The organism is Sorangium sp. So ce448 (assembly GCF_051520915.1).
GTDB lineage: Bacteria > Myxococcota_A > Polyangia > Polyangiales > Polyangiaceae > Sorangium > Sorangium cellulosum_B.
On the sequence record NZ_CP150343.1, the window covers coordinates 4,030,748 to 4,051,743 of the forward strand.

Annotated in this window: 12 protein-coding genes; 5 read left to right on the forward strand and 7 right to left on the reverse strand. The window is 71.6% G+C overall.

Going from position 1 to position 20,996, the window contains the following annotated elements:
* Positions 1–66: 66 nt before the first annotated feature.
* The 7 genes from WMF45_RS15470 to WMF45_RS15500 all read right to left on the reverse strand — a co-directional run bounded on the left by WMF45_RS15470 (position 67) and on the right by WMF45_RS15500 (position 14,309).
* Entirely contained in the window at positions 67–618 is a 552-nt protein-coding gene (locus WMF45_RS15470) for a hypothetical protein (RefSeq protein WP_437717654.1), read from the reverse strand.
* A gap of 734 nt (positions 619–1,352) precedes the next feature.
* Complete coding sequence (locus tag WMF45_RS15475) at positions 1,353–3,302, reverse strand: metallophosphoesterase (protein WP_437719544.1); 1,950 nt, start codon at positions 3,300–3,302, stop codon at positions 1,353–1,355.
* Positions 3,302–4,189 (reverse strand): hypothetical protein, encoded by an 888-nt coding sequence (locus tag WMF45_RS15480; protein WP_437717655.1) that lies wholly within the window; start codon positions 4,187–4,189, stop codon positions 3,302–3,304. Before WMF45_RS15480 ends, WMF45_RS15475 begins: the two co-directional genes overlap by 1 nt.
* 209 nt (positions 4,190–4,398) lie before the next feature.
* Positions 4,399–10,431, reverse strand: coding sequence for a pentapeptide repeat-containing protein (locus WMF45_RS15485; RefSeq protein WP_437717656.1), 6,033 nt, complete (start codon positions 10,429–10,431; stop codon positions 4,399–4,401).
* 61 nt (positions 10,432–10,492) lie between these two features.
* Positions 10,493–12,814, reverse strand: a complete 2,322-nt coding sequence (locus WMF45_RS15490; RefSeq protein WP_437717657.1) for a hypothetical protein — start codon at positions 12,812–12,814, stop codon at positions 10,493–10,495.
* A gap of 24 nt (positions 12,815–12,838) precedes the next feature.
* A complete protein-coding gene (locus tag WMF45_RS15495; RefSeq protein WP_437717658.1) occupies positions 12,839–13,498 on the reverse strand; it encodes a class I SAM-dependent methyltransferase in 660 nt (219 codons plus the stop codon).
* Positions 13,491–14,309 carry a class I SAM-dependent methyltransferase gene (locus WMF45_RS15500; RefSeq protein ID WP_437717659.1) on the reverse strand — a complete coding sequence of 273 codons (819 nt, stop codon included), beginning with the start codon at positions 14,307–14,309 and terminating at the stop codon, positions 13,491–13,493. Before WMF45_RS15500 ends, WMF45_RS15495 begins: the two co-directional genes overlap by 8 nt.
* Before the next feature lie 126 nt (positions 14,310–14,435).
* Between WMF45_RS15500 and WMF45_RS15505 the strand changes: the two genes are divergently transcribed.
* From WMF45_RS15505 to WMF45_RS15525, 5 genes are all read left to right on the forward strand, one after another.
* Positions 14,436–14,699, forward strand: coding sequence for a hypothetical protein (locus WMF45_RS15505; RefSeq protein ID WP_437717660.1), 264 nt, complete (start codon positions 14,436–14,438; stop codon positions 14,697–14,699).
* 87 nt (positions 14,700–14,786) lie between these two features.
* Positions 14,787–15,143, forward strand: a complete 357-nt coding sequence (locus WMF45_RS15510; RefSeq protein ID WP_437717661.1) for a hypothetical protein — start codon at positions 14,787–14,789, stop codon at positions 15,141–15,143.
* A 577-nt stretch (positions 15,144–15,720) separates the two neighbouring features.
* Positions 15,721–17,124 carry an SGNH/GDSL hydrolase family protein gene (locus WMF45_RS15515; protein WP_437717662.1) on the forward strand — a complete coding sequence of 468 codons (1,404 nt, stop codon included), beginning with the start codon at positions 15,721–15,723 and terminating at the stop codon, positions 17,122–17,124.
* Between the two features lie 237 nt (positions 17,125–17,361).
* A complete protein-coding gene (locus WMF45_RS15520; protein ID WP_437717663.1) occupies positions 17,362–18,759 on the forward strand; it encodes a sigma-54-dependent transcriptional regulator in 1,398 nt (465 codons plus the stop codon).
* Between the two features lie 473 nt (positions 18,760–19,232).
* Entirely contained in the window at positions 19,233–20,963 is a 1,731-nt protein-coding gene (locus WMF45_RS15525) for a glycoside hydrolase family 43 protein (protein WP_437717664.1), read from the forward strand.
* The last annotated feature ends 33 nt before the right edge of the window (positions 20,964–20,996 follow it).

Consider the following 20,996-nt stretch of genomic DNA (forward strand, 5'->3'; position numbering starts at 1 on the left):
TCGCGCTGGTGGGCCTCGTGACGAGCGCGGGGATCGCGGCTCCTGTCTCGTCATCAAAGAGCGCGCTCACTGCATCTGGTCGAGCATCGTGGACAGGGCACGCTTGACGTTGAGCGCCTTGACCGTCTCCACGCCGGTGACGCCTGGGTACTCCGCGTATTCCATGAACGGCTGGGCGGCGTGCTCGCGAGCGAACTTGGCGAACGCGGCGGGGTTCTCCTTCCAGTCCGCCGGAAACCCTTCGAGCTGCTCGAATATCGTGTTGATGCCTGCCTGTTTGAACAGCATCACCGCGTCCTCGATGTACTTGTCGAAGTCCGTATCGAAGAACCCGATGTAGAGGAACCACGTGGTGTCGCCGTCCTTGAAGAGGGCCCAGCGCAGAAAGTGGAGCGCGAGCGGGGCGAGCGCGTGAGGCTGCTCCTTGATCAGGTTCTCGATGGTCGTCCCGTACGCGCGAACCACGTCCTCTCGTCCTGGTATGACCTTGGCGATGAGCGTGAACCCGAGCGACCTGGGGAACCTCGTCCCGAATATCCCCGTCTCCACCTCCTCGTCCGGTCTTGGCAATGCTTCTGCGAGCGGTAGAATCTCTGCGCAGTCCTCTGTCCGGCTCATTTGGTCTCGCTTTCGTGCTCTGTGGCTGTTCGCTTGAGAGCGCTTCTCCGAGGGATGTCATCCTCTGTTCGGCCATCCGCGGTGGGCATCCGCTGGTTCGAGAGGCGTCTCATGGCATGCAGAACAAGGCATGCACTGGGCTTCGTCCCAAGGATCTGCAGCTCACGGACGAGGAGCGCAAGAGCGCGCGGTCCTCAGGTCTCGACCTGGGTACGTCCCGCCGGACGTGAGGCAGCCCTGTCCAGGCGTGGCAGCGGGGGCGTGATGCGGTTCTTCAGGGGCGCCGGATTTGCGTCTGGATCACGACGTCTCTCGGCCCCGGAGGCGCGGCGCAGGGGTGCGGGTATGTCCGAGGAAGCGGACGTTTATCGGCGCACGGTCAGCGCGAGTCGCCGAAGCGCCCTGCGGTGCCGCCCGGCGCCGACGGTCGCGCGGCCTCGCCGCGATCCGCCCTCGCCATCGGGCGGCCGCGGTTCGACCGCCGAGGACGATGGTGCTGGCCGCCACGGAGGGGCGCCATCACAAGAAGGCGAGACGGCTCGGTGTTCCACCCGAACGTTCGTCTCACGCAGGCCCCTCGTGGTCTCGTGCGGGAAGTCGGACGGGGAAGCGAACCGCCATGACGCCAAGGGCGCCAGAATACCAGGGAAATGGAAGGGGAAATGCCGGAACCGCACCTCCGCTCTCCCCTTGGCGACCTTGGCGACCTTGGCGGTTTTTCTGCCGATTTGGCGCTACTTCCCCGGCGCGAACGGCCCCATCGACGCTCGCCGCGTCCAGGTCGCGCCCTCTCTCACCATGCGCCTCACGTGGATCTGGTAGCCGACCTCGCCGCCCGCGCCGTCGCGCGCTATCTCGATCTCATTGTAGCCGTTGTGCTCCTGCACCTCCCGGCTCGAGAGGGACGGCGCCGCGGCGATCCGGATCGTCCAGTCCTCGTGCCGCTCTGGCCATTGCTCCTTGCCGAACCAGCCTGTGTGGCTGTGGCCGTGGAGCACCAGGCAGAACTCCTTGTGGGCCAGCGCGTCCTTCACCTCACCGGCGTTGATCAGGCCGCCGAAGCGGGCGAGCTCGGTGGACGGCAGCGGGGACACCGGGTGATGCAGGACCGCGATCCGGATCGGCGCGTGCCACTGCGCCCTGCGCAGGCGCTGGAGATCCGCGTTGTGGACCAGGCCGGGATCGATGCGCGCCACGTGGTCGCGCAGCGCCGCGGCGCGCTCGGCGTTCGGCTCCTCCATGGCGCCTTGGCGCAGGCGGCCGATGAGCGAGAGGAGCTCGTCCCGGACCGGATCCTCCTCCTCCTGGCCGCCGAACTCCGCCGATCCGAGCAGCGCGAACTCCACCCCGAGATCCGCATACCGCGCCACCGCGAGCGCCCGCGTCGCCGGCGGCTCCTCGAGCGGCGGCCGCGCGCAGCGCGGGTGATCGCCGAACGCCCGCGCGAAAGGCACGTGGCGCGCCTGCGTCCCGGCCTGCGCGGGCCCCGTCGCCTGCCGCCAGTCGACGTCGTGATTGCCGCCCACGAGCAGCACGTTGGGCTCGTCGGGCGGGAGGCGAGGGTGATTGGCGAGGTGCCTGGAGACCTGATCGAGCCAGAGGCGGGCCTCGGCGTACTGGGCGTCGTCGGCCCACTCGGCGACGTCGCCGGACACGACGAGCAGGTGCGGCGCGCGGCCGGCCGCGGCGAGCTCGGCGACGTGCTCGACGTAGTGATCGCAGACGCGCGGGGGGCCCAGCCCGCCCTTCAGGGTGTCGCCGTGCGGGGTCCTCTCCTTCACGTCGATGCGCTCGGCGGATTTCGGGCCGAAATGGATGTCGGAGACATGGTGGATCCGCAGCGGGCACAGGTTCGCTTCGAGGATCGGATCGGCGAGCACGGGGCGCCCGCCCCGCTGCTGGACGAGGCCGCAGCGCTCGAGCAGATGGACATTCTCGTCGCGAGGCGCTGCGCCGCGCGCGATCTCGCGGAGCGCGCTCCGCTGCGCGTCGGTCAGCCCGTCCTCGAACACGGCGCGGTGATAGCCGAACTCCAGGAGCTCGCTGCGCACGCGCGCCGTTCGCAGGAGCGCCCATGGGGTGTTCGCCAGAGCGGGAGATTGCTCGGCCAGCTCGAAGACGAGCTCGAGCAGGAAGGGATTCCGGCGCCAGGCGGCGGGCAGCTCGGGGAGGAGCGCCCTCGACACCGCGGTGCGGGCGAGCTTGAGCGCCTCGCTGTGCGTGAGGGGATCGAGGAAGCGCATGTCCCGCGAGCAGACGAGCCCGGCGTCGCCGGAGGCCGCGCGTTCGAGCGCGATCCACTCGGCGGGGCTCATCGCCAGGAAGATCCTTGTGTCGGCCGTGTAGAGGTCGACGCACCAGCGCAGGAAGGCGCTCGCGTCGCGCGGGCTGCCGCCTTGGCCGGCGAGCTGCGGCTCATCCAGGAGGAGCGTTGTCCCCGGCGGCACGCTGGGGAGCGCCCGGCCGAACTTGCGGAGGTCGAGGTAACGCACGCTCGTCTTGTCGGCGAGGCCGAGGTGGTGCTCGAGCGCCCTGAGCGTCCACGTCTTCCCGGCCCTGCGCGCGCCGACGAGCGGCCATATCACGCCGTTCACCGGCAAGGACTGCAAGAGATCCAGGAGCTGCGCGTGATCGCGGACATCGCGTTCCGGCGAGTAGGCTCTCCTCACGTCGAACGCGCGCATCACGGCTCTCTCCTTGGCTCCCTGGCCACCCGGCGGATCCAGTCGAAGAACGGCGGATCCGAAAGCCATGCGCCGAGCGCATCGCAGAGGCCCGCGTCGCAGAGGACGGCGACGTCCTCGGAAGGCAGCCTTCGCACCTCGGGCAGCGCCGCGTCGGGCGCGCCGCGGAGGGCGCCGAGCACGGCGCGCGCGCGCTGGGGCAGCTCGGCCCAGCGGGGGCGGAAGAAGGCCGCGTCGCGGTCGAGCAGGAGGCGCTGCTCGTAGAGCTCCCGCACGCCGGCGCGCTCGACAAGGGCGCGGCGCTGGCCTGCGCGGACGGCCTGGACGAGGGCATAACCCATCACCTGGAGATAGAAGGGCCATGGGCCGCATAGCTCGACGATCCAGCGGGCGGTGCGCTCGGCCTCCACCGCGACGTCGGGAGGAGCGGTGTCGACGAGGAAGCGGATCGCGTCCGCCTCGGAGAGCGGACCGAGGTTGATGGGGGTGACGTCGTTGCCGAACGAGGAGCCCGGGGCGGCGGCGAAGGCGTGCTCGACGATGGTGACCCAGTCCCAGTGCGAGCCGACGAGCACGACGCTGGTCCTCTCCTGGCCGACGGCGCGGAGCCAGGCGAAGACGGTGGCGTCGGCCTGGTGGAGATTGGCGACCTCGTCGAGGAGCAGGACGGCGTTCCCGGCGCTGGAGAGGCGGTCGCGGAGGGTGAGCGCGGGGGTGACGTCGGACTGGAGAGAGGGGTCGAGGAAGACGGCGAGATCGTCGGCGGTGCGAAGGGGAGAGGCGCGGCCCTCGAGAGAGCGGTGGTGGACGGCGCGGGCAGGGGAGAGGCGCGCGGCGAGGTGGTGGAGGATGGAGGTCTTGCCCGAGCGGCGCGGGCCGCGGAGCACCGCGGGGCTGCGGCTGTCGATGAGGGCGAGGAGCTCGGCGAGGATGGGGGCGCGGCCGGGGAGGGCAGAAGCGTCGGTGAGGGCGGGGCCGGGGCGGAAGGGGTTGGGGAGGGGGTCGACGGGGAGGGAGAGCGATTCGAGGGAAGCCGGGCGGATCGCGGGGGCGCGCGGGAGAGCAGGGGCGGCAAATGCGGGCGCGGCGGCGCCGCTTACGAGCGCAGGAGTGGTGGCTGCGGGGGTAGTCTGTTTTGCCTCGCAACTCCGCAGAATCGTTGGCCCCAACGGACCAAAACCGGCCACCACCCTGCTGCGGGGCCCGCGGTGGCCGGTGCGGGGGCCGCGGCGGCCGGTGCGGGGGCCGCGGCGGCCGGTGCGGGGGCCGCGGCGGCCGGTGCGGGGGCCGCGGCGGCCGGTGCGGGGGCTACGGGACCAGCCGCGATGAAGTGCTCTTCGCCATTCCAGGGGACGCCGCCTGCGTAGCCGTGCAGGGCGAGCTCCTCCTCGAGGTTGTCGCCGCTGAGATCCCCGGCGAGCGCCGCCTTCACCTTGTCGGGGCGGTGGAGGACGTCGCGGAAGCCAGCGAGGGGAAGGTATAGCGTGGCTGTCGAATCGGGGCGGCGAAGGGCGAGGCGGGTGCGGTCCGGCTGGACGCCAACGAACGAGCAGAAGCCACCGGCGGTGCGAGTGAGGGTGACGACACCCGCGGACTCGAACGAGGCGAGGAGCTTGACGTCGACGGCGCTCCAGATCTGTATCGACCCGTCTCCGGCGCTCGCCAGGCGCTTGCCGTCGGGGTGCCAGGCGATCGCATCGATCCAGGACGAATGTGCCTTGAGGTCGGCGAGCTCCTTTCCGGTGCCCGGATCCCAGAGGCGCACTGTTCTGCCGTGGGCGCTCGCCAGGTGCCTGCCGTCGGGGTGCCAGGCCACGGCCACGACGCTCGATGAGCGTCCCTTGAGGCGAGCGAGCTCGTTGCCGGTGTCTGCGTCCCACAGGCGCACCGTCCCGTCGTCTCCCGCGCTCGCCAGGCGCCTGCCGTCGGGGTGCCAGGCCACGGCCACGATGCTCGATGAGCCTCCCTTGAGGCGAGCGAGCTCGTTCCCGGTGTCCGCGTCCCACAGGCGCACGGTGTCGTCTCCGGCGCTCGCCAGGCGCCTGCCGTCGGGGTGCCAGGCCACGGCCATGACCCAACTCGAATGTCCCTCGATGCGAGCGAGCTCGTTGCCGCTGTCCGCGTCCCAGAGGCGCACTGTCCTGTCGTGTCCGGCGCTCGCGAGGCGCTTGCCGCCGGGGTGCCAGGCCACGGCCATGACCCAATCCGAATGTCCCTTGAGGCGAGCGAGCTCGTCGCCAGTGTCCGCGTCCCACAGGCGCACCGTCCTGTCGCGTCCCGCGCTCGCGAGGCGCTTGCCGCTGGGGTGCCAGGCCACGGCCATGACCCACTCCGAATGTCCCTTGAGGCGAGCGAGCTCGTTGCCGGTGTCCGCGTCCCAGAGGCGCACTGTCGAGTCGTCGCCGGCGCTCGCGAGGCGCTTGCCGCCGGGGTGCCACGCCACGGCCCTGACCGAATCCGAATGTCCCTCGATGCGAGCGAGCTCGTTACCGGTGTCCGCGTCCCAGAGGCGCACTGTCCTGTCGTCTCCGGCGCTCGCCAGGCGCTTGCCGTCGGGGTGCCAGGCCATGGCGCTGGCCCCGCGTAGATGTCCCTTGAGGCGAGCGAGCTCCTTTCCGGTGCCTGGGTCCCACAGACGCACCGTCCCGTCGTGTCCGGCGCTCGCGAGGCGCTTGCCGCCGGGGTGCCAGGCCACGGCCATGACCCACTCCGAATGTCCCTTGAGGCGAGCGAGCTCGTTGCCGGTGTCCGCGTCCCAGAGGCGCACTGTCGAGTCGTCGCCGGCGCTCGCCAGGCACCTGCCGTCGGGATGCCAGGCCACGGCCCTGACCGAATCCGAATGTCCGTCGATGCGAGCGAGCTCCTTTCCGGTGTCCGCGTTCCACAGACGCACCGTCCTGTCGTGTCCGGCGCTCGCCAGGCGCTTGCCATCGGGGTGCCAGGCCACGGCCATAACCCACTCCGAATGTCCCTTGAGGCAAGCGAGCTCCTTTCCGGTGCTCGCGTCCCAGAGGCGGACCGTCCCGTCGTACTCGGCGCTCGCCAGGCACTTGCCATCGGGGCGCCAGGCCACGGCCCAGACGCGATGCGAATGTCCCTTGAGGCGAGCGAGCTCCTTTCCGGTGCTCGCGTCCCAGAGGCGCACTGTCCTGTCGTGTCCGGCGCTCGCCAGGCGCGTGCCATCCGGGTGCCAGGCCACGGCCATGACCCGATCCGAGTGTCCCTCGATGCGCGCGAGCTCCTTTCCGGTGCTCGGGTCCCAGAGGCACACCGTGCTGTCTCCGACGCTCGCCAGACGCTTGCCGTCAGGCGCCCAGGCAATCGCGTTGATGGGGCTGGTGTGTCCCGAGACAAGCTCCGTCTGCACCTGCGGCGGTATCGGGGCAAGGGGGCGCGCGCGCGCGAGGAGCCCGCCCCTTCCCGCAGCCATCCACGCGCTCACGTCGGCGCCGTCGGCCCGCGCGCCTCGCCAGAGGCACCCTGTCCAGGTCGACTGCCGGAAGACCGCGCCCATGAGCTCCGCCGCCTCAACCTCGGCACCGTTTGCCTCGGCCTGGGTGAAGTCTGCGCGATGCGCGATAACGCGGCGGAGGAGCGCTCGGTCGAGCTTCGCTCCCGACAGTGTGGCTCCGCTCAGCACGGCGCCCGTCAGATCCGCTCCCGAGAGATCGGCGCCCGCGAGGTTCGCGTCCTCCAGGTTCGCACCGGCGAGGCGCGCCCCGCGAAGATCCTCGCCGGCGAGCTGCGCCCCACGAAGGTCCGCGCCGCCCGGGATCCAGTCCGCCGTATCGTCTGCCCATCGAGAGAGGCCGAGCAGCAGCCGCAGGGCGTTCTCGGCGGCCTCACGGGGTCGCCGCACCGGCCGCCGATCCTCCGCCAGGAACGACTGAACCGCGCGGACCGCGAGAGCGCGCTTCGGCTCGCCGTCCGTCCTCAGGATCTCGCCCACGAACGCCGCCACCTCCTGCGTGATCGGCCTTGTCCGGAGCGCCTCCTCCGGCCGCTCAGGCAGCGTCGCGACCAGCGCGCGGGCGAGGAAGTACTCGAGGAACGACTTGTGCGCGAAGCGATACCCGTCCTCGCCCTCGTGGACGAAGAACGCTCCGCCCTGGATCTCCAGGAACGCCGCGCCTGGCGGCATGCCTTCGGGCAGGAGCGGGAAGAGGCGAGCGCGGACGGAGCTTTGGAGCTCCTGCCACGTGCAGGTCGCCTTTCCAGACCGCCAGAGCTGCTCGGCCAGCGCCTCTGCGAACTCCTTCTTCTGCTCGTCCGTGAAGCACTCCGGGTCGTCCTTTCGCGTGTTGGCGAGCCATCGCTTCAGGTACGCCTCGTAGAGGTCCGCCCGGCCGACCTTCGCCCCGGAAGACAGGTCGTCCTGCGTCGCCAGCACCATCCCGAGCAGCAGCGGCCGGTGCACCAGATCTTTGAGGTCGTAGATCCGGGCGATGCGCGAGAGCGCCGCCGCGGCGCCGCCCTCTCCGCGGATCTGCCGCACGAGATCACGCACCTGATCGTCGGTGAACGGCTGGAGCACGACGCGCAGGATCCCCGCCGGCGCGCCGAGCGCCTGCGACAGCGCGCTCTCGGTCGTCGTCGCTAGGTGCGCCTGGCTGGGAAAGTAGTTGTCCCGCGAGGAGACGACCACCTTTCCTCCACCCGCCGCGATCTCGAGCAGCCCGGAGAGCCGGCCTGCGAGCTCCGTGGCCTCGAGGCGCGTCGCCATCTCGTCGAAGCCATCGAAGCAGGGCACGATCAGGCGATGCCGGATGAGGAGGCGCAGGGCGGCGCGGTTCTCGGGAGCGTGATCAAGCCGGGCTGCCTGGAGCAGGAGCTGCTCCGCGCTCACCGACAGGGACGCGCCGGCGAGGTTCACGAGCAGCGGCAGCGGCGTCGCCCCGGATTCCCAGCGCCTGTCAGCCCACACGGCGAGCGCCGTCGATTTCCCCAGCCCGAACTCGCCGAGGACGAGGACCGTTGGCTCGCCCGACGACAGCCATGCGTCGAGGGCGCCGAGCATGGGTGTGGGCTCCCCGCCGTCGACACGGGCGTTGGGCTCCACGAACCTGCCGTCGACCTCGCGCAGCCGCTGGTCGCGGAGCGCCGCGATTACGGCGCGCGCACCGCCAAAGCGGGGCAAGAGGCCCGCGATCCGGTCCCGCCGCGCGGCCGGCGGGATCTCGTCGCATGCAGCGCCCGCAAGCCCGGTCTCGGCGAGCGCGGCGAGCAGTCCTTCCGAGCGATCACCGATGGATCCCTCGCCACCGTCGGTCCACAGGACCCACCCCTCGTCTCGGGACGATGCGATCAGAATGGCGGGCGGAACGCTCTGGCTCTCGGACGAGACAGCGACGGTCGCGATACGCTTTCTCCCCTCCGCCGTCGCGAGCAGGCGAAGGTCCTCTGCCGCGTTGATCTGGTGCTCAGAGAATCGCGTGACGTGCCCGTGCTCGTCCAGCTCCTCGACGGGCCGCCGCGCTTCAGCGTCTGCCGCCGCCGCGCGCCGGAGGCGATCCGTGATGACCTCGATTAGGTCAGCGGGACGCTTCTGAAACGCGAGGGTCCACCCCCGACCCCTCCTCGTCCCGAGCGCCGCTGGATCCAGCGCTCCCGGCAATACCACCCGCACCTCTGGCGCCGGCCTCTCGTCCTGCCTGCTCTCGTCGACCTCGCGCGGCCCGCGCACCGCCTGCGCCACGGCCCCGAGCGCCGCCGCGCCGTCGCTCGTCCACTCGCCGGTCCCCCGCGTCGCGTCCACCGCCTTCCGGAGCCGCGCCTCGACCTCGGCGAACCCGGCCTCCCGCGCCTCCCGCTGCGCCATCCACCCGAACACCACGTCGGCGGCCGCGCCGGCCATCGCCGCCCGCAGCGCCGCGAGCGGCAGCACCTCCGCCGGGACCACCACCTCGCGCATGAACTGGCGTAGCTGTTCGACGCTCGTCACCTTGTCGAGCTCGCCGTACAGCCGCCTGAGCCGCCTCCCCCGCGCCGCGGCCCCGGAGAGCCCACCCGCGTTCAGAAGCACGTCGCGCGCATGATCGAGCCGCGCGACGACCGCCTCCAGCGCGTCGTCGTCATCCCGCGCGAGCAGCTCCCGCGCCTCATCGAGCCACCGCGCGTACGCCTCCCCGGCCGGGTGCACGCGGTACACGAGCGTCGCCTCGGCGACCGGCACCACCGGCCTCGGCGCCTCGTACCGCGTCGACCTTCCGGCCCGCTCGTACCCGAGGTCGACGTCGGCGACGATCACCCCTTCGTCGCCCGGCCCGAGGTATCCGGCGCGATCCGGGAACCGCTGAAGGTCGTGCGCCTGCCCCTCGTCGACGTACACCGACGTGCCGCCGCCTTCGGCGCCGTCGCAATAGAGTACCGGCCGCCCGTACCGGCGCGCCTCCTCCCACGCCTTGCCGGCGAACTCCGGCAGCGTGTGGTGCGGCGTAAGGCTCGGCACGGCGAGGAATCGACACGCCCCGAGGCGCTCGGCCACGAGCTTCCGGTGCGGTTCGCCTTCTCGAAACAGGAAGTCGAGACAGACCAGCACGCCCATGGGCCCCGGGAGGCCGTCCGGCATCTCGACGGGCGTCCAGGCCGCGCCAGGTCGCATCGAGCTCCGCTCCGGGATCGCTGGGCTCAGCTTCGCCTGCAGGCCGAGCAGCCTGCCGCCGTGGAGCACCGGACATACCGACTGCCCGACCGTGGGGAGCACTGCCGCACCGAGCCGCTCGTACACCCCGGATCGCCGCGCTGCCCGGTCGACCGTGTGCGTCCCGGCCACGACGACTATGTCGCCCGCGGCCTCGGCGACGCCCTCGAGGATCTCCCACGGGACGCTGTACTCGGGGAGCACCGCGATCCTCGCGCCGTACTCGCGGCACGCGGCGAGCACCGCCCTCACCCGCGCGAGGAGCTGCGCGTCGTACGCCTCCCGGATGCGCCGCCGGAGCGCGTCGAGCTTCGGCTTGATCGCCTCCGGCACCTCGCCCCGCGACGGCACGAGCGAGTCCGACGCCACCCTGGGATCGAACAGCGGATCCTCGAGCGGCGATCGCCGATCCACGACGATCGCCGGATGATAGGCGAGCTGCACGACAGCAACCCGCGTGTACGTCGACCTCTCTGCCGCCTTCTGCACTCGTTCGCTCCCCGCTGCCCGGCGCGTCCGTTTTTATCATCGCTCCGGCGGAGCCATCCCGTCACCGGTGTCTGGTGACAGTGCCCCGGCCCCGGCGGAAGATCGGCCGCCGCAGCCGCGGCGCCCCCAGCGCGAGCGCGGCCCCGCAGGCGAGCGCGATCCCCTGCAGGTAAAACCGCGGCAGCGCCACCACCGCTTCCAGGTGGTGCTTGCCGGGCCCGACGCGCACCGCGAAGAAGCCCGGGGCGACGCGCCTCGTGGCCAGCTCGGCGCCGTCGTCCCGCACGCGCCAGCCGCTGTACGCCGTGGCGCGGAAGACCACGTCGACCGGCGCCTCCGCGTCGACGATCGCCTCGTACGCGCCCGGCTCGCGCGGCGCCTCGCGCACGCTGGCGCGGGCCGCGTCGCAGCCGTCGTCGGCCACGGCCACGCGGTCCAGCGGGCCGCGGGCCGCCTCCAGCGCCACGAGCTCACCAGGCGTGTCGAGCACGGTGCGCGGCTGCTTCAGGTGCTCGAAGAGCGCCGCGAGCAGATCGGCGTCCCGGCCGCGCCACACCTCGCGCACGCACCCGAGCCCCACGTAGTCCGTGCCGCCCACCCGCCGAGACAGCTCGACCTCGCCGCGCCTGTCCACGAGCGCCCACGCCTCGGGCGGCCCCGGCCGCTGCCTGGTCAGGTGGATGAGCGTGCGGATGCCGAGCGCCTCCGCGCGCGCGGCGCTCCCGGGGCGCTCGGGCGCCACCTTGAGGAAGGCCGCCGCGTGAACGCCCACATGCGAGCCTGCGCCGGTCGAGACGGCCATCGGGACCGCGCGGCGGAGATCGGCGGCCTGCATCATGGAGCAGATCGCGAACTCGTCCTCGACGGCGTAGCTCGCGCGGCCGTGCGGCGCCTCGGCGAGCCAGCGGGCGATGAGATCGGGGTCGAAGCCCTCGGCGGGCGGCGGGCAGCTGCGCGACGCGACGAGCGCGGCCTGGTTCTCTGCAAGGACGTGGAGATCGGCCGCGCGGGCGGGGATCTCGAGGGCCGCGACGAGCGCGAGCGCGGCCGGCAGGAGTCCGGCGAGCGCGGCCGGCAGGAGCCTGGCGAGCGCGGGGCGCGAGCGGCGCGCGCCCCTCACTGCCAGCGCGGCGCCGATGCGCGCGAGCGCCGCGGCCGCGAGGTCGAGCGCGCTGAGGATGGCCGCGGCCGCGACGAGCGGCAGGAGGGCGAGGGCGCGCATCGGCTGGAACAGCGAGAGCAGCGAGCGGCCGAGCGGGCCTGCGCCGGCGATCCAGGCGCCGCTCATCGAGAGGAGCAGCGCGAGCGCCGACGCCGCGAGGACGGCCCGGGACGCCGGGGCGCGGAGGCGCGTCGCGTGCAGGAAGCAGGCGGCGATCCACGCGGAGCCGATCACCGGGGCGTGCGCGTGGTCGAGCAGGTCGCCGTCGAGCATCCACGGCAGCACGCGCTCGGGCCCGAAGCCGATGTGCCGCCAGCCGAGGCCGGGAGGCCAGCCGAAGGGCGCGGCCATCGACGCGATGCCGGGGCCGTAGAGCGCGGCCGCGACAAGGCCACCGCCGGCGATCGAGCGGAGCACGCGCGCGCACAGCCGTCGATCCCACGCGGCGATCGCGGCCGCGCCCAGGACGGCGGCGCTCACCGTGAAGACCTGCGGGTGCGTCGCCGCGCAGGCGGCGGCGAGCGCCGGTCCGAGCTCGAAGCGGGCGGGGCGGATCACCGCGGCGGCCCACGCGATGACGAGTGGGATGACCAGGATCTGCGAGAGCAGCCCGAGGAGGAAGAACGACGGCCACCCGCCGGCGAACTGCACGTACGGCGCGACCCACGCGAGCGCCACCGCGCCGGCGGCGGCCGACGCGGGCCGCGCGCCGACCGCGCGGGCCGCGGCGAGGACGACCAGCGGGGCCCCGACGAAGGCGGCGAAGCCGAGCCCCTTCACCGCGACCACCGGCGCGACGCCGAGGCGGATCAACGCCGCCACGAGCAGCCAGCCGACCGGCGGGTAGTGCAGCGCCATCGGGAAGCCGCCGTTGTTCGTGGCGATCCACCCGTGCGGCAGGCCGCTCGTCGCGATGTCGTGGGCGATGGCGAGGTGCGAGATCGTGTCCATCGCCAGCGCGGCGCCGCGCCCGGCGAGCGCGGGTGCGTCGCGCAGCGCGGGCAGGAGCGCCACCGCCACCGCCGTGGCGGCGGCGAGCCAGGCGAGGCGCGGCGCGGGCGCCGACGCGACGGGTACGGCCGGCACGGGCGCGACGGGTACGGCCGGCGCGGGCGCGACGGGTACGGCCGGCGCGGGCGCGGTGGGGCCGGCGGCCGCGCCGGCGCGGAGCTCGGCCAGCCGGAGGACGAGGACGCCGAGCGCGAGCAGGAGGTAGAGCATCAACGGAGCTCGCCGTCGCCCGGGTCAGCCCGGGGCGCGTTGCCAGGTGCCGAGGAGCGACCAGCCGGTGAGCGTGCGCCGCACCGACACGAGCCGCATCCGCTCCCCGACGTCGAGCGCCGCCAGGCTGCGCTCGTCGAACTTGCTCGGGTGGATGTGCTTGCGCGAGAAGCCGTCGCAGCGCGCGATCCACTCGAGCACCGTGGCCTCGATGAGCGGCAGCGTCGACAGGCGGCCGTAGTTCGGGGTCGTGAGCAGCAGCGCGCCGCCCGGCGCGAGGCGCGCCGAGAGCCCGCGCGCCCAGCGCGACGGATCGAGGGTGTGCTCGACGACCTCCTTCGCGAGCACGACGTCGAACGGGCCGTCGAACCCGCCGCCCGTCGGGAGCTCGTACGGGCCCGGACAGACGGCGAAGCGCCCCGCGCGCGCCGGGTAGAGGCGCCGGCACGCCTCGATGGCGCGCGCGTCGAGATCGCAGCCGTAGAGCTCCGTCGCGGCCGGCGCGCCGGGGATCTCCCCTTCGAGGCCGCAGCCGACGAGGAGCACGCGCGGGCGTGGGCCGCGCGCGGCGATGGCGCGGGCGAGGGGGCGGGTGAGCGCGCCGTGGTAGAGCGACCACGGGAACCGCTCGCGGCGGCGGTGGTTCGAGAAGTAGTCCCCGGGCGGCGCCGCCGTTTCAGCCATCGGGCCCCGCCTGCGCCACGAGCAGGTACTCGGCGGCCGCGTCGCCGCCCGGGGCGAGGCGCCCGAGCGCGTTGACCACGGCGCGCGCCACGTCGACGGTGAGCGGGCGGAGCGCTGGCATGGCGATCCAGCGGCCGGTGAGCTTGCGCATCACGTAGCCGAGCAAGCTCGGGTACAGCATGAAGTCGAACGCCCACGAGGTCGGCCGGCCCGCGATGGGGCGCGTCTCCACGAGGTCGAAGCCCGCGCGCGCGAGGTGATCGCGCCAGCCCGCCTCGTCGTAGAGGTGGACGTGCGAGAACACCCGGTCGAGCGCGTCGCCGTACGCGCGCGAGAGGCCGACCAGGCCCACGGAGCGGAGCGCCTCGGGCAGGGCGAGCTGGTACGTCCAGTCGGGCGTGGGCACGATGAGCACGAACCGCGCCCCGGGCTTGAGCGCGCGCCGGATGTTCACGAGGGCGCCGTGGAGATCGGGCACGTGCTCGAGGCTGCAGTTGGCGATGGCGCTGCCGAAGAACCCCTCGGGCAGGTGGACGTTGACGATGTTGCCGCAGATGAGCGTGCGGTACGACGCGGTCCGCTGCGCGCGCTGCACCTCGGTCGGGTTGATGTCGATGCCCCACGCCTGCTTGTCCGGGTAGGCCAGGCGCGCGAACAGGCCGTCGCCGCAGCCGACGTCGAGCAGCGGCTCCGGCAGATCGAGCTCGCGCACGGCGCGCAGCCGCACGCACTCGCGGATGGCGAGCGCCGCCGGCGCGAAGGCGTAGTAGGCAGAGAAGTCGTCCGCGTCGAGCGGCCACTCTCGGTCCATGGGAGCGCTCATCACAAGTCGAGGCGCAAGGAGCACCGGTACGCGCGGACCGCATCGGTCGGGTGCGGCTCCTCGGGGGACTCGACGATGGCCTTGAGCGCTCCGGGATCGAGGTGCGGCAGGGGCATGCGCCGCATCCTACCATCGGACACCGCCGGCACCGGCACGCCGGTCGCCATCAAGACGCCGACGAGCTGCCTGGTTGGGTGGCGTACGGCCGCCTTGCAGCGAAGAACGCGCGTCGATAGCCTGGCACGCATGTGGTTGCGTGTGATGGCGGCGATGTCGATGGCCGGCTGTGCGTCGAGCGGGCAGACATACGCGTACGTCATCGAGTCGACCGACGCCGGCCTCGTCGTGGAGGCCAAAGGGATCTTCTTCGCCACCTAGAAGGACACGATAGCCAAGGCGCACGAGAGAGCCGGCGAGGCCTGTCCGGAGGGCTATACCGTGCTGTCGTCCAACGAGGGAACGGGCATGAGGACGGAGCGCGGCATCGTATTCCGGCTCCGCTTCCGGTGCGGTCGGGAACCGGTCGCGCGATCCGTTGACCCTCCCTGGTTCTGCGGCCGACAGTCTCAGGAGTGCTTCTCTTCGAGCGACGAGTGCCAGCTGAGCCTCCGCGAGCGGTGCGAATCCCTACCACTCGACTGCCACGACTCGTGCGCATCGCAGGACGTCGCGGTGTGCTACGACGTGAGCGACCTCAGCAGCGGCGTTCGGGTAGCCACGCGGTGCAGCAGCGACCAGGGCATCTGCGAGCGCCGAAGGTTCGACGAGTTCAATCACGGAGCGGTGCTTGCCCGGGTGAGCGAGTGCATGGAGCGCCGCTGATCCGTCGACCCAGCCGGCGCCCAGCCGGCGCGAATGCCATCGCAGCCGGTCCCGTGACGCGGTGCTCTTGCGACCTGCTCGGCGGTGGCGCCGGGCTGGCCGGCGCGCCGCCCGCGCGACCCACGGCGGCCTCGGGCCACGGGTCGAAGCGCCTCGACGACGCGCTGCGCCGGGTGTTACCGAACGTAACGCGAGCGCATCGAAGCGTTACCGAAGGTAACGCCACGTGGTCGAACGGCGCGCCCCGGGCGTCCTCCCGGCGATGAACCGAGTAGTATACCGAGTCCTCGTGTGACACACTCGGTGGCGCGTGTGAGGGACATGGCATCAGCCCGCGCTCTCCCGCGCGCCTCCGGACATCGACGGTGGGCAGCGCGGCCCTCCTGATGAGCTCTTCGATCGATCGGGGCTCGAGCCGGGCGACGCTGCGCGCACGAGCGAACCGGCGCGCTATCGGCTGAAATCAAAAAATTCGAAAGTTCGAATGCGCTGAAGGAGCTGCTGGTCGGCGGGGGCGGTGCGCCGAGGGGCAATTCGAACGATCGCGAACACAGCAATCTTTCGAGCGTCGAGGACCATGCGAAGAATACTTTGTGCGCTTCTGTTTTTGGCTGTCACCGGCTGCGGCGATGACACGGACACCACGACATCGAGCAGCACGTCCAGCTCGACGTCCAGCTCGAGCAGCGCGGCGGCGAGCTCCGGCGGGGGTGATGCCTCCGGCGGCGGCGGCGGCGGCGGGGGCGGGGGCGACACCGGCGGCGGCGGCGCTGGCGCCACCGGCGGCGGCGGGGCCACGGGCGGCGGCGGCGACGGCGGCGGTGGTGGCGCCGGCGGCGCGGCGGAGGCGCACTGGGTCGGGACGTGGACGACCGGCCCGCAGCTGACCGAGCCCGGCAACAACCCGCCCGCGCCGCCGGGCCTGGCCAACAACACGCTGCGCCAGGTGATCTATACGTCGATCGGCGGCAAGGGCGTGCGGCTGCTGCTCTCGAACGAGTACGGCGACGGGCCGGTGACCATGGAGTCGGTCCACATCGCGGAGTCGACGACCGCTGACGGCATCAACGTGGCCACCGACCATGCCCTGAAGTTCGCGGGGGCCGATGCGGTGACCATCGCGGTGGGCAAGACGGTCTTCTCCGATCCGATCGAGTACACAATCAAGCCCAACACCAAGATGGCGGTGACCATCAAGTTCGGCGCCGTGCCGGCCGGGATCAACGGGCACCCCGGCTCGCGGACCAACTCGTATATCCAGACCGGCAACGGGGTCTCGGCGGCGAACCTGACCTCCCCTGTGTCCACCCCGCACTGGTACTACATCACGGGCCTCGACGTCGACGCGGCTCCCGAGGCGGCAGCGGTCGTCATCCTGGGGGATTCGATCACCGATGGCCGCGGCTCGGACACGGACGGGAACACCCGCTGGCCGGACTTCCTGTCTCGCCGGCTGCGGTCCAATCAGGGGACCCAGCAGGTCGCCGTGCTGAACGTCGGCATCGGCGGGGGCAACGTGCTCACCGGCGGGCTCGGGCCGACGGCCAAGGCCCGCTTCCAGCGTGACGTCCTGGACCAGCGCGGCGCGAAATGGCTGATCACGTTCATCGGCGTGAACGACATCGGCACCGACAGCCAGCCGCCCGTCGCCGAGAACCTGATCGCGGCCTATGGCGAGTTCATCACCAAGGCGAAGGAGAAAGGGATGCTCGTTTATGGAGCGCCCATCACGCCGCTCGGCACCGGGTACTTCACCGCGGCCCGCGAGACCACCCGCCAGACGGTCAACACCTGGATCCGCATGAGCGGCAAGTTCGACAAGGTCATCGATTTCGAGCCGGCGGTCGTCGACCCCAGCGATCCCACCAAGCTGAAGGCTGACCTCGACTACCAGGATGACGGGCTGCACTTCAACCCGACCGGCCTGGAAGCGCTGGCGAACGCCATCGACCTCTTGCTGTTCGTCCCCCAGCCCAAGTAGAGCGGAGGCCGCTCGTGGGGGGCCCGGTCGGGCGCGCGGAGCTCCGAGCTACCGCGCGCCCGGCGAAGACCCCTCGCTCCCCTGGCGGAGAATGCGCCTCGGTCCTCGCATGGCGCTGCAATCGGTAACCTGGACAACGGAGCCGTCAACGTTGACGCGTTGCGCTATGCGTCCTCGCGTATTCAGCCGCAACGGTCCTGAGTAGCCTTGTCCCATGCGCGGGCTCGAGGTGGCGCCGTGAGCCGGATCCTGCTGGTCGAGGACGAGGTCGTCATCCGGACGGAGCTCCGGCGGCTGCTCGTCCGTCACGGGCACGACGTCATCGAGGCGGGGTCGGTCGAGGACGCCTCGGCGGATCACGATCTGCGCGCGTTCGATCTGGTGCTGGCCGACGTGCGCCTGCCGGGCGCGCCGGGCACCGCGCTCGTCGGGCAGTGCGGCGGCGCGCCGGTCGTGCTCATGACGAGCTACGCCACGGTGAAGGCGGCCGTGGACGCCGTGAAGCGCGGCGCTGCGGATTACCTGTCGAAGCCGTTCGATCATGCCGAGCTCGTCGCCCTCCTCGACCATCACCTCCCCGGCGCGCGGCCTGCGCGGAGCGCGCTGCCCGACGTCGCGCCAGGCGCCTCGGTGCCAGCGCCGCCCGTGCCGCCCGTGCCGCCTACATCTGAAGACGACGAGCTCGAGGGCATGGTCGGCGGCTCTGCGGCCATGCGCGAGGTGTTCGCGCGGGTGCGCAAGGTCGCCCCGAGCGAGGCGACGCTGCTTGTCCTCGGCGAGAGCGGCACGGGCAAGGAGACGCTCGCCCGCGCCGTGCACCGGCTGAGCCCGCGCCGGCAGCTGGCGTTCGTCCCGGTCCACTGCGCGGCCATCCCCGAGGGGCAGATCGAGGGGGAGCTCTTCGGCTACGAGCGCGGCGCCGTCCCCGGCGCGATCGCGGCGCGCGCGGGGCTCTGCGAGGCCGCGGAGGGCGGGACGCTGCTGCTCGACGAGATCGCCGAGCTGCCGCCCAAAGTCCAGGCGCGGCTCCTCCGCTTCCTCCAGACGGGCGAGGTGCGGCGCGTGGGCGCGACCCGCGCCCGGCGCGTCGACGTGCGCCTCATCGCGGCGACGCGCCGAGATCTCGTGGCGATGGTGCGCGACGGATCGTTCATGAGCGACCTCTACTTCCGGCTGCGGGTCCTCGAGATCCGCCTCCCGCCGCTGCGCGAGCGGCCGGGCGATGCGGTGCGCCTCGCGGAGTCGCTGCTCCGGCGGCGCGCGTGGGCGATGGGCCGCGCGCCGTTCACGCTGACGCCGGAGGCGCGCGCCGCCATCGCCGCGGCCCCCTGGCCGGGCAACATCCGCGAGCTCGAGAACGCCGTTCACCGCGCGATGGTGCTCGCCGATGCGAGCGAGATCGGGCTGGAGCTGCTCGGGCTCGACGCGCCCCCTCAACCGCCTTCGCCCGCGCCTGCCGCGGACGCGCACGAGGGAGAGCCCCCGTCCGACTCTCTCGAGGGCTATTTCCGCCGCTTCGTCCTCGAGCACCAGCACGAGCTGACGGAGACCGAGATCGCCCGCCGCCTCGGCATCAGCCGCAAGGCGCTGTGGGAGCGGCGGCAGCGGCTCGGGATCCCCCGGCCGCGCTCCTGAGCCTCCGTCGACGGCGGCGCGCCCTCGTCAATTTTGGTTGACTCGCTGAATGTGAACGTTCACAATTGTCTCAGGCACGCTCGGGCAGGGCGGTGACCTGACAACGCCTCCCCTGGGTTTGCATTTTCGCGGAAAATTGAACGGGGAGGCAGGGAGACGGGGAGATCGGTGGAATTTTACTCCCCGTCTCCCTGCCTCCCTGTGAATTTACCCGAGAAGTTCGGGCGAATGCTTCTGGACGGCGACCGCGCGACCACGCCCGGTCGTCGCGATCGAGGAGCAGCGTCGCCTCGACGCGTTCGTTTTTCTTTTTCTGACAGCCGCGCGCTCTCGCTGACACCTCTTAACAGGCCATCACCATGCACCTTCCTTCCCGAACTACCAACACCCGCTCTTTCAACCGACGCGCAGGCGGTACGGCGTCTGCTGTCTGTCTCCTCGCTCTCGTCGCAAGTTGTAGCGGGGAGTCGCAGGTGGGCGACGGTGATGGCGGCGGCGGCGCCACGGGCGCGACGACCGGCCCTGGAGCGGGCGTTTCGAGCAGCAGCAGCTCGGGCGGGAGCAACGGGCAAACGACGAGCGGCGGTTCGACGAGCGCCAGCGGAAGCTCCGCCGCGTCCGGGGGCGCTGACCCCGGCACCGGCGGCGGCGACGGCGGCGACGGCGGCGACGGCGGCGGCGCCCCCGCCGTCTGCCCCGAGACCTACTCCAATCCTCTCATCTGGCAAGACCTCCCCGATCTGGAGGTCATTCGCGTGGACGACACGTACTACTACACGGCGTCCACCTTCCACCATGCGCCTGGAGCGCCCCTGCTCCGCTCCTACGATCTCGTTCACTGGGAATACGTCTCCCACTCCGTTCCCCTGCTGGACGTCGACCCGTCGTACGACCTGAGCGGGGGTCGATCCTATGTGAACGGCATCTGGGCTTCGACGCTCCAGTACCGGAAGAGCAACAAGACCTTCTACTGGATGGGCTGCATGCACAACAAGGGCGGCGGCTGGGTCTTCACCGCCAAGTCCCCCGAAGGTCCGTGGGAGAAGCACAAGGGCGGCTGCTACTACGACATGGGGCTGTTGATCGACGACGACGACACCATGTACGTGGCTTCCGGAAACAACACGATCAGCGTGGCGCAGCTGAGCGCAGACGGCTTCAGCCAGGTCAAGAGTCAGACGGTGTTCCAGACGCCGGGCAACCTCTCCGGACCGCTGGAGGGCTCTCGCATGATCAAGAAGGACGGGGACTACTACATCTTCACCACGCAGTACGCGAACGGTGAGTATGTGCTGCGCTCGACGAGCGGGCCCTTTGGTCCCTACGAGCTGCGGCCCTTCGCGGTCAAGCTGCCCTACTCCGGCGCTCCGGGCTCCGGCGGCTCCCCGCACCAGGGCGGCGTCGTCCAGACGCAGAACGGCGACTGGTACTACCTCGGGTTCAACGACTCGTACCCGGCGGGCCGCATCCCGGTGATGGCCCCGATGACCTGGAAAGACGGCTGGCCCTCGCTCACCCTGGTGGACGGCAAATGGGGAGGTTCGTACCCCTTCCCGGACCTGCCTTGCGGATCGAATCGCGTGAAGCCGCCTGTGACCAAGGACACCTTCGCGGGGGCGACCCTGCGCCCCGAGTGGGAGTGGAACCACAACCCCGACAGCACCAAGTGGTCCTCGGGGGCTGGGCTGACCCTGCAGACGGCGACGGTGACCGACGATCTGTACGCCGCTCGAAACACGCTGACGCGCCGTATCGAAGGACCCGTCTCGATCGCGACGATCGAGCTCGACTATAGCAAGATGCAGAACGGCGACGTCGCCGGCCTCGCTGCCCTGCGCGACATGTCGGCGTGGATCGGTGTCAAGAAGACCGGCGCGGCGACGCGCGTCGTGATGACCAATGGGGTCAACATGAACACCTCCTGGGCCACGACGGGCAAGGGCACCGAGGTGGCCGGCGCCGACGTGTCCGGCGGCAAGATCTGGCTGCGCGTGGAGGCCAACGTCCGCTCGGACAACGGCGGCGCGCAAGCGCGCTTCTCCTACAGCACGGACGGCGCCAAGTTCACCAACCTGGGCAACACGCTCGGCATGAACAAGAACTGGCAGTACTTCCTCGGTTACCGGTTCGGCATCTTCAACTACGCCACGCAGTCCCTGGGCGGCTCGGTGAACGTCGCGTCCTTCGAGGTAACCAAGCCGTAAGATGCGAGCCGGCCACCCGCTTCGGATACGGGC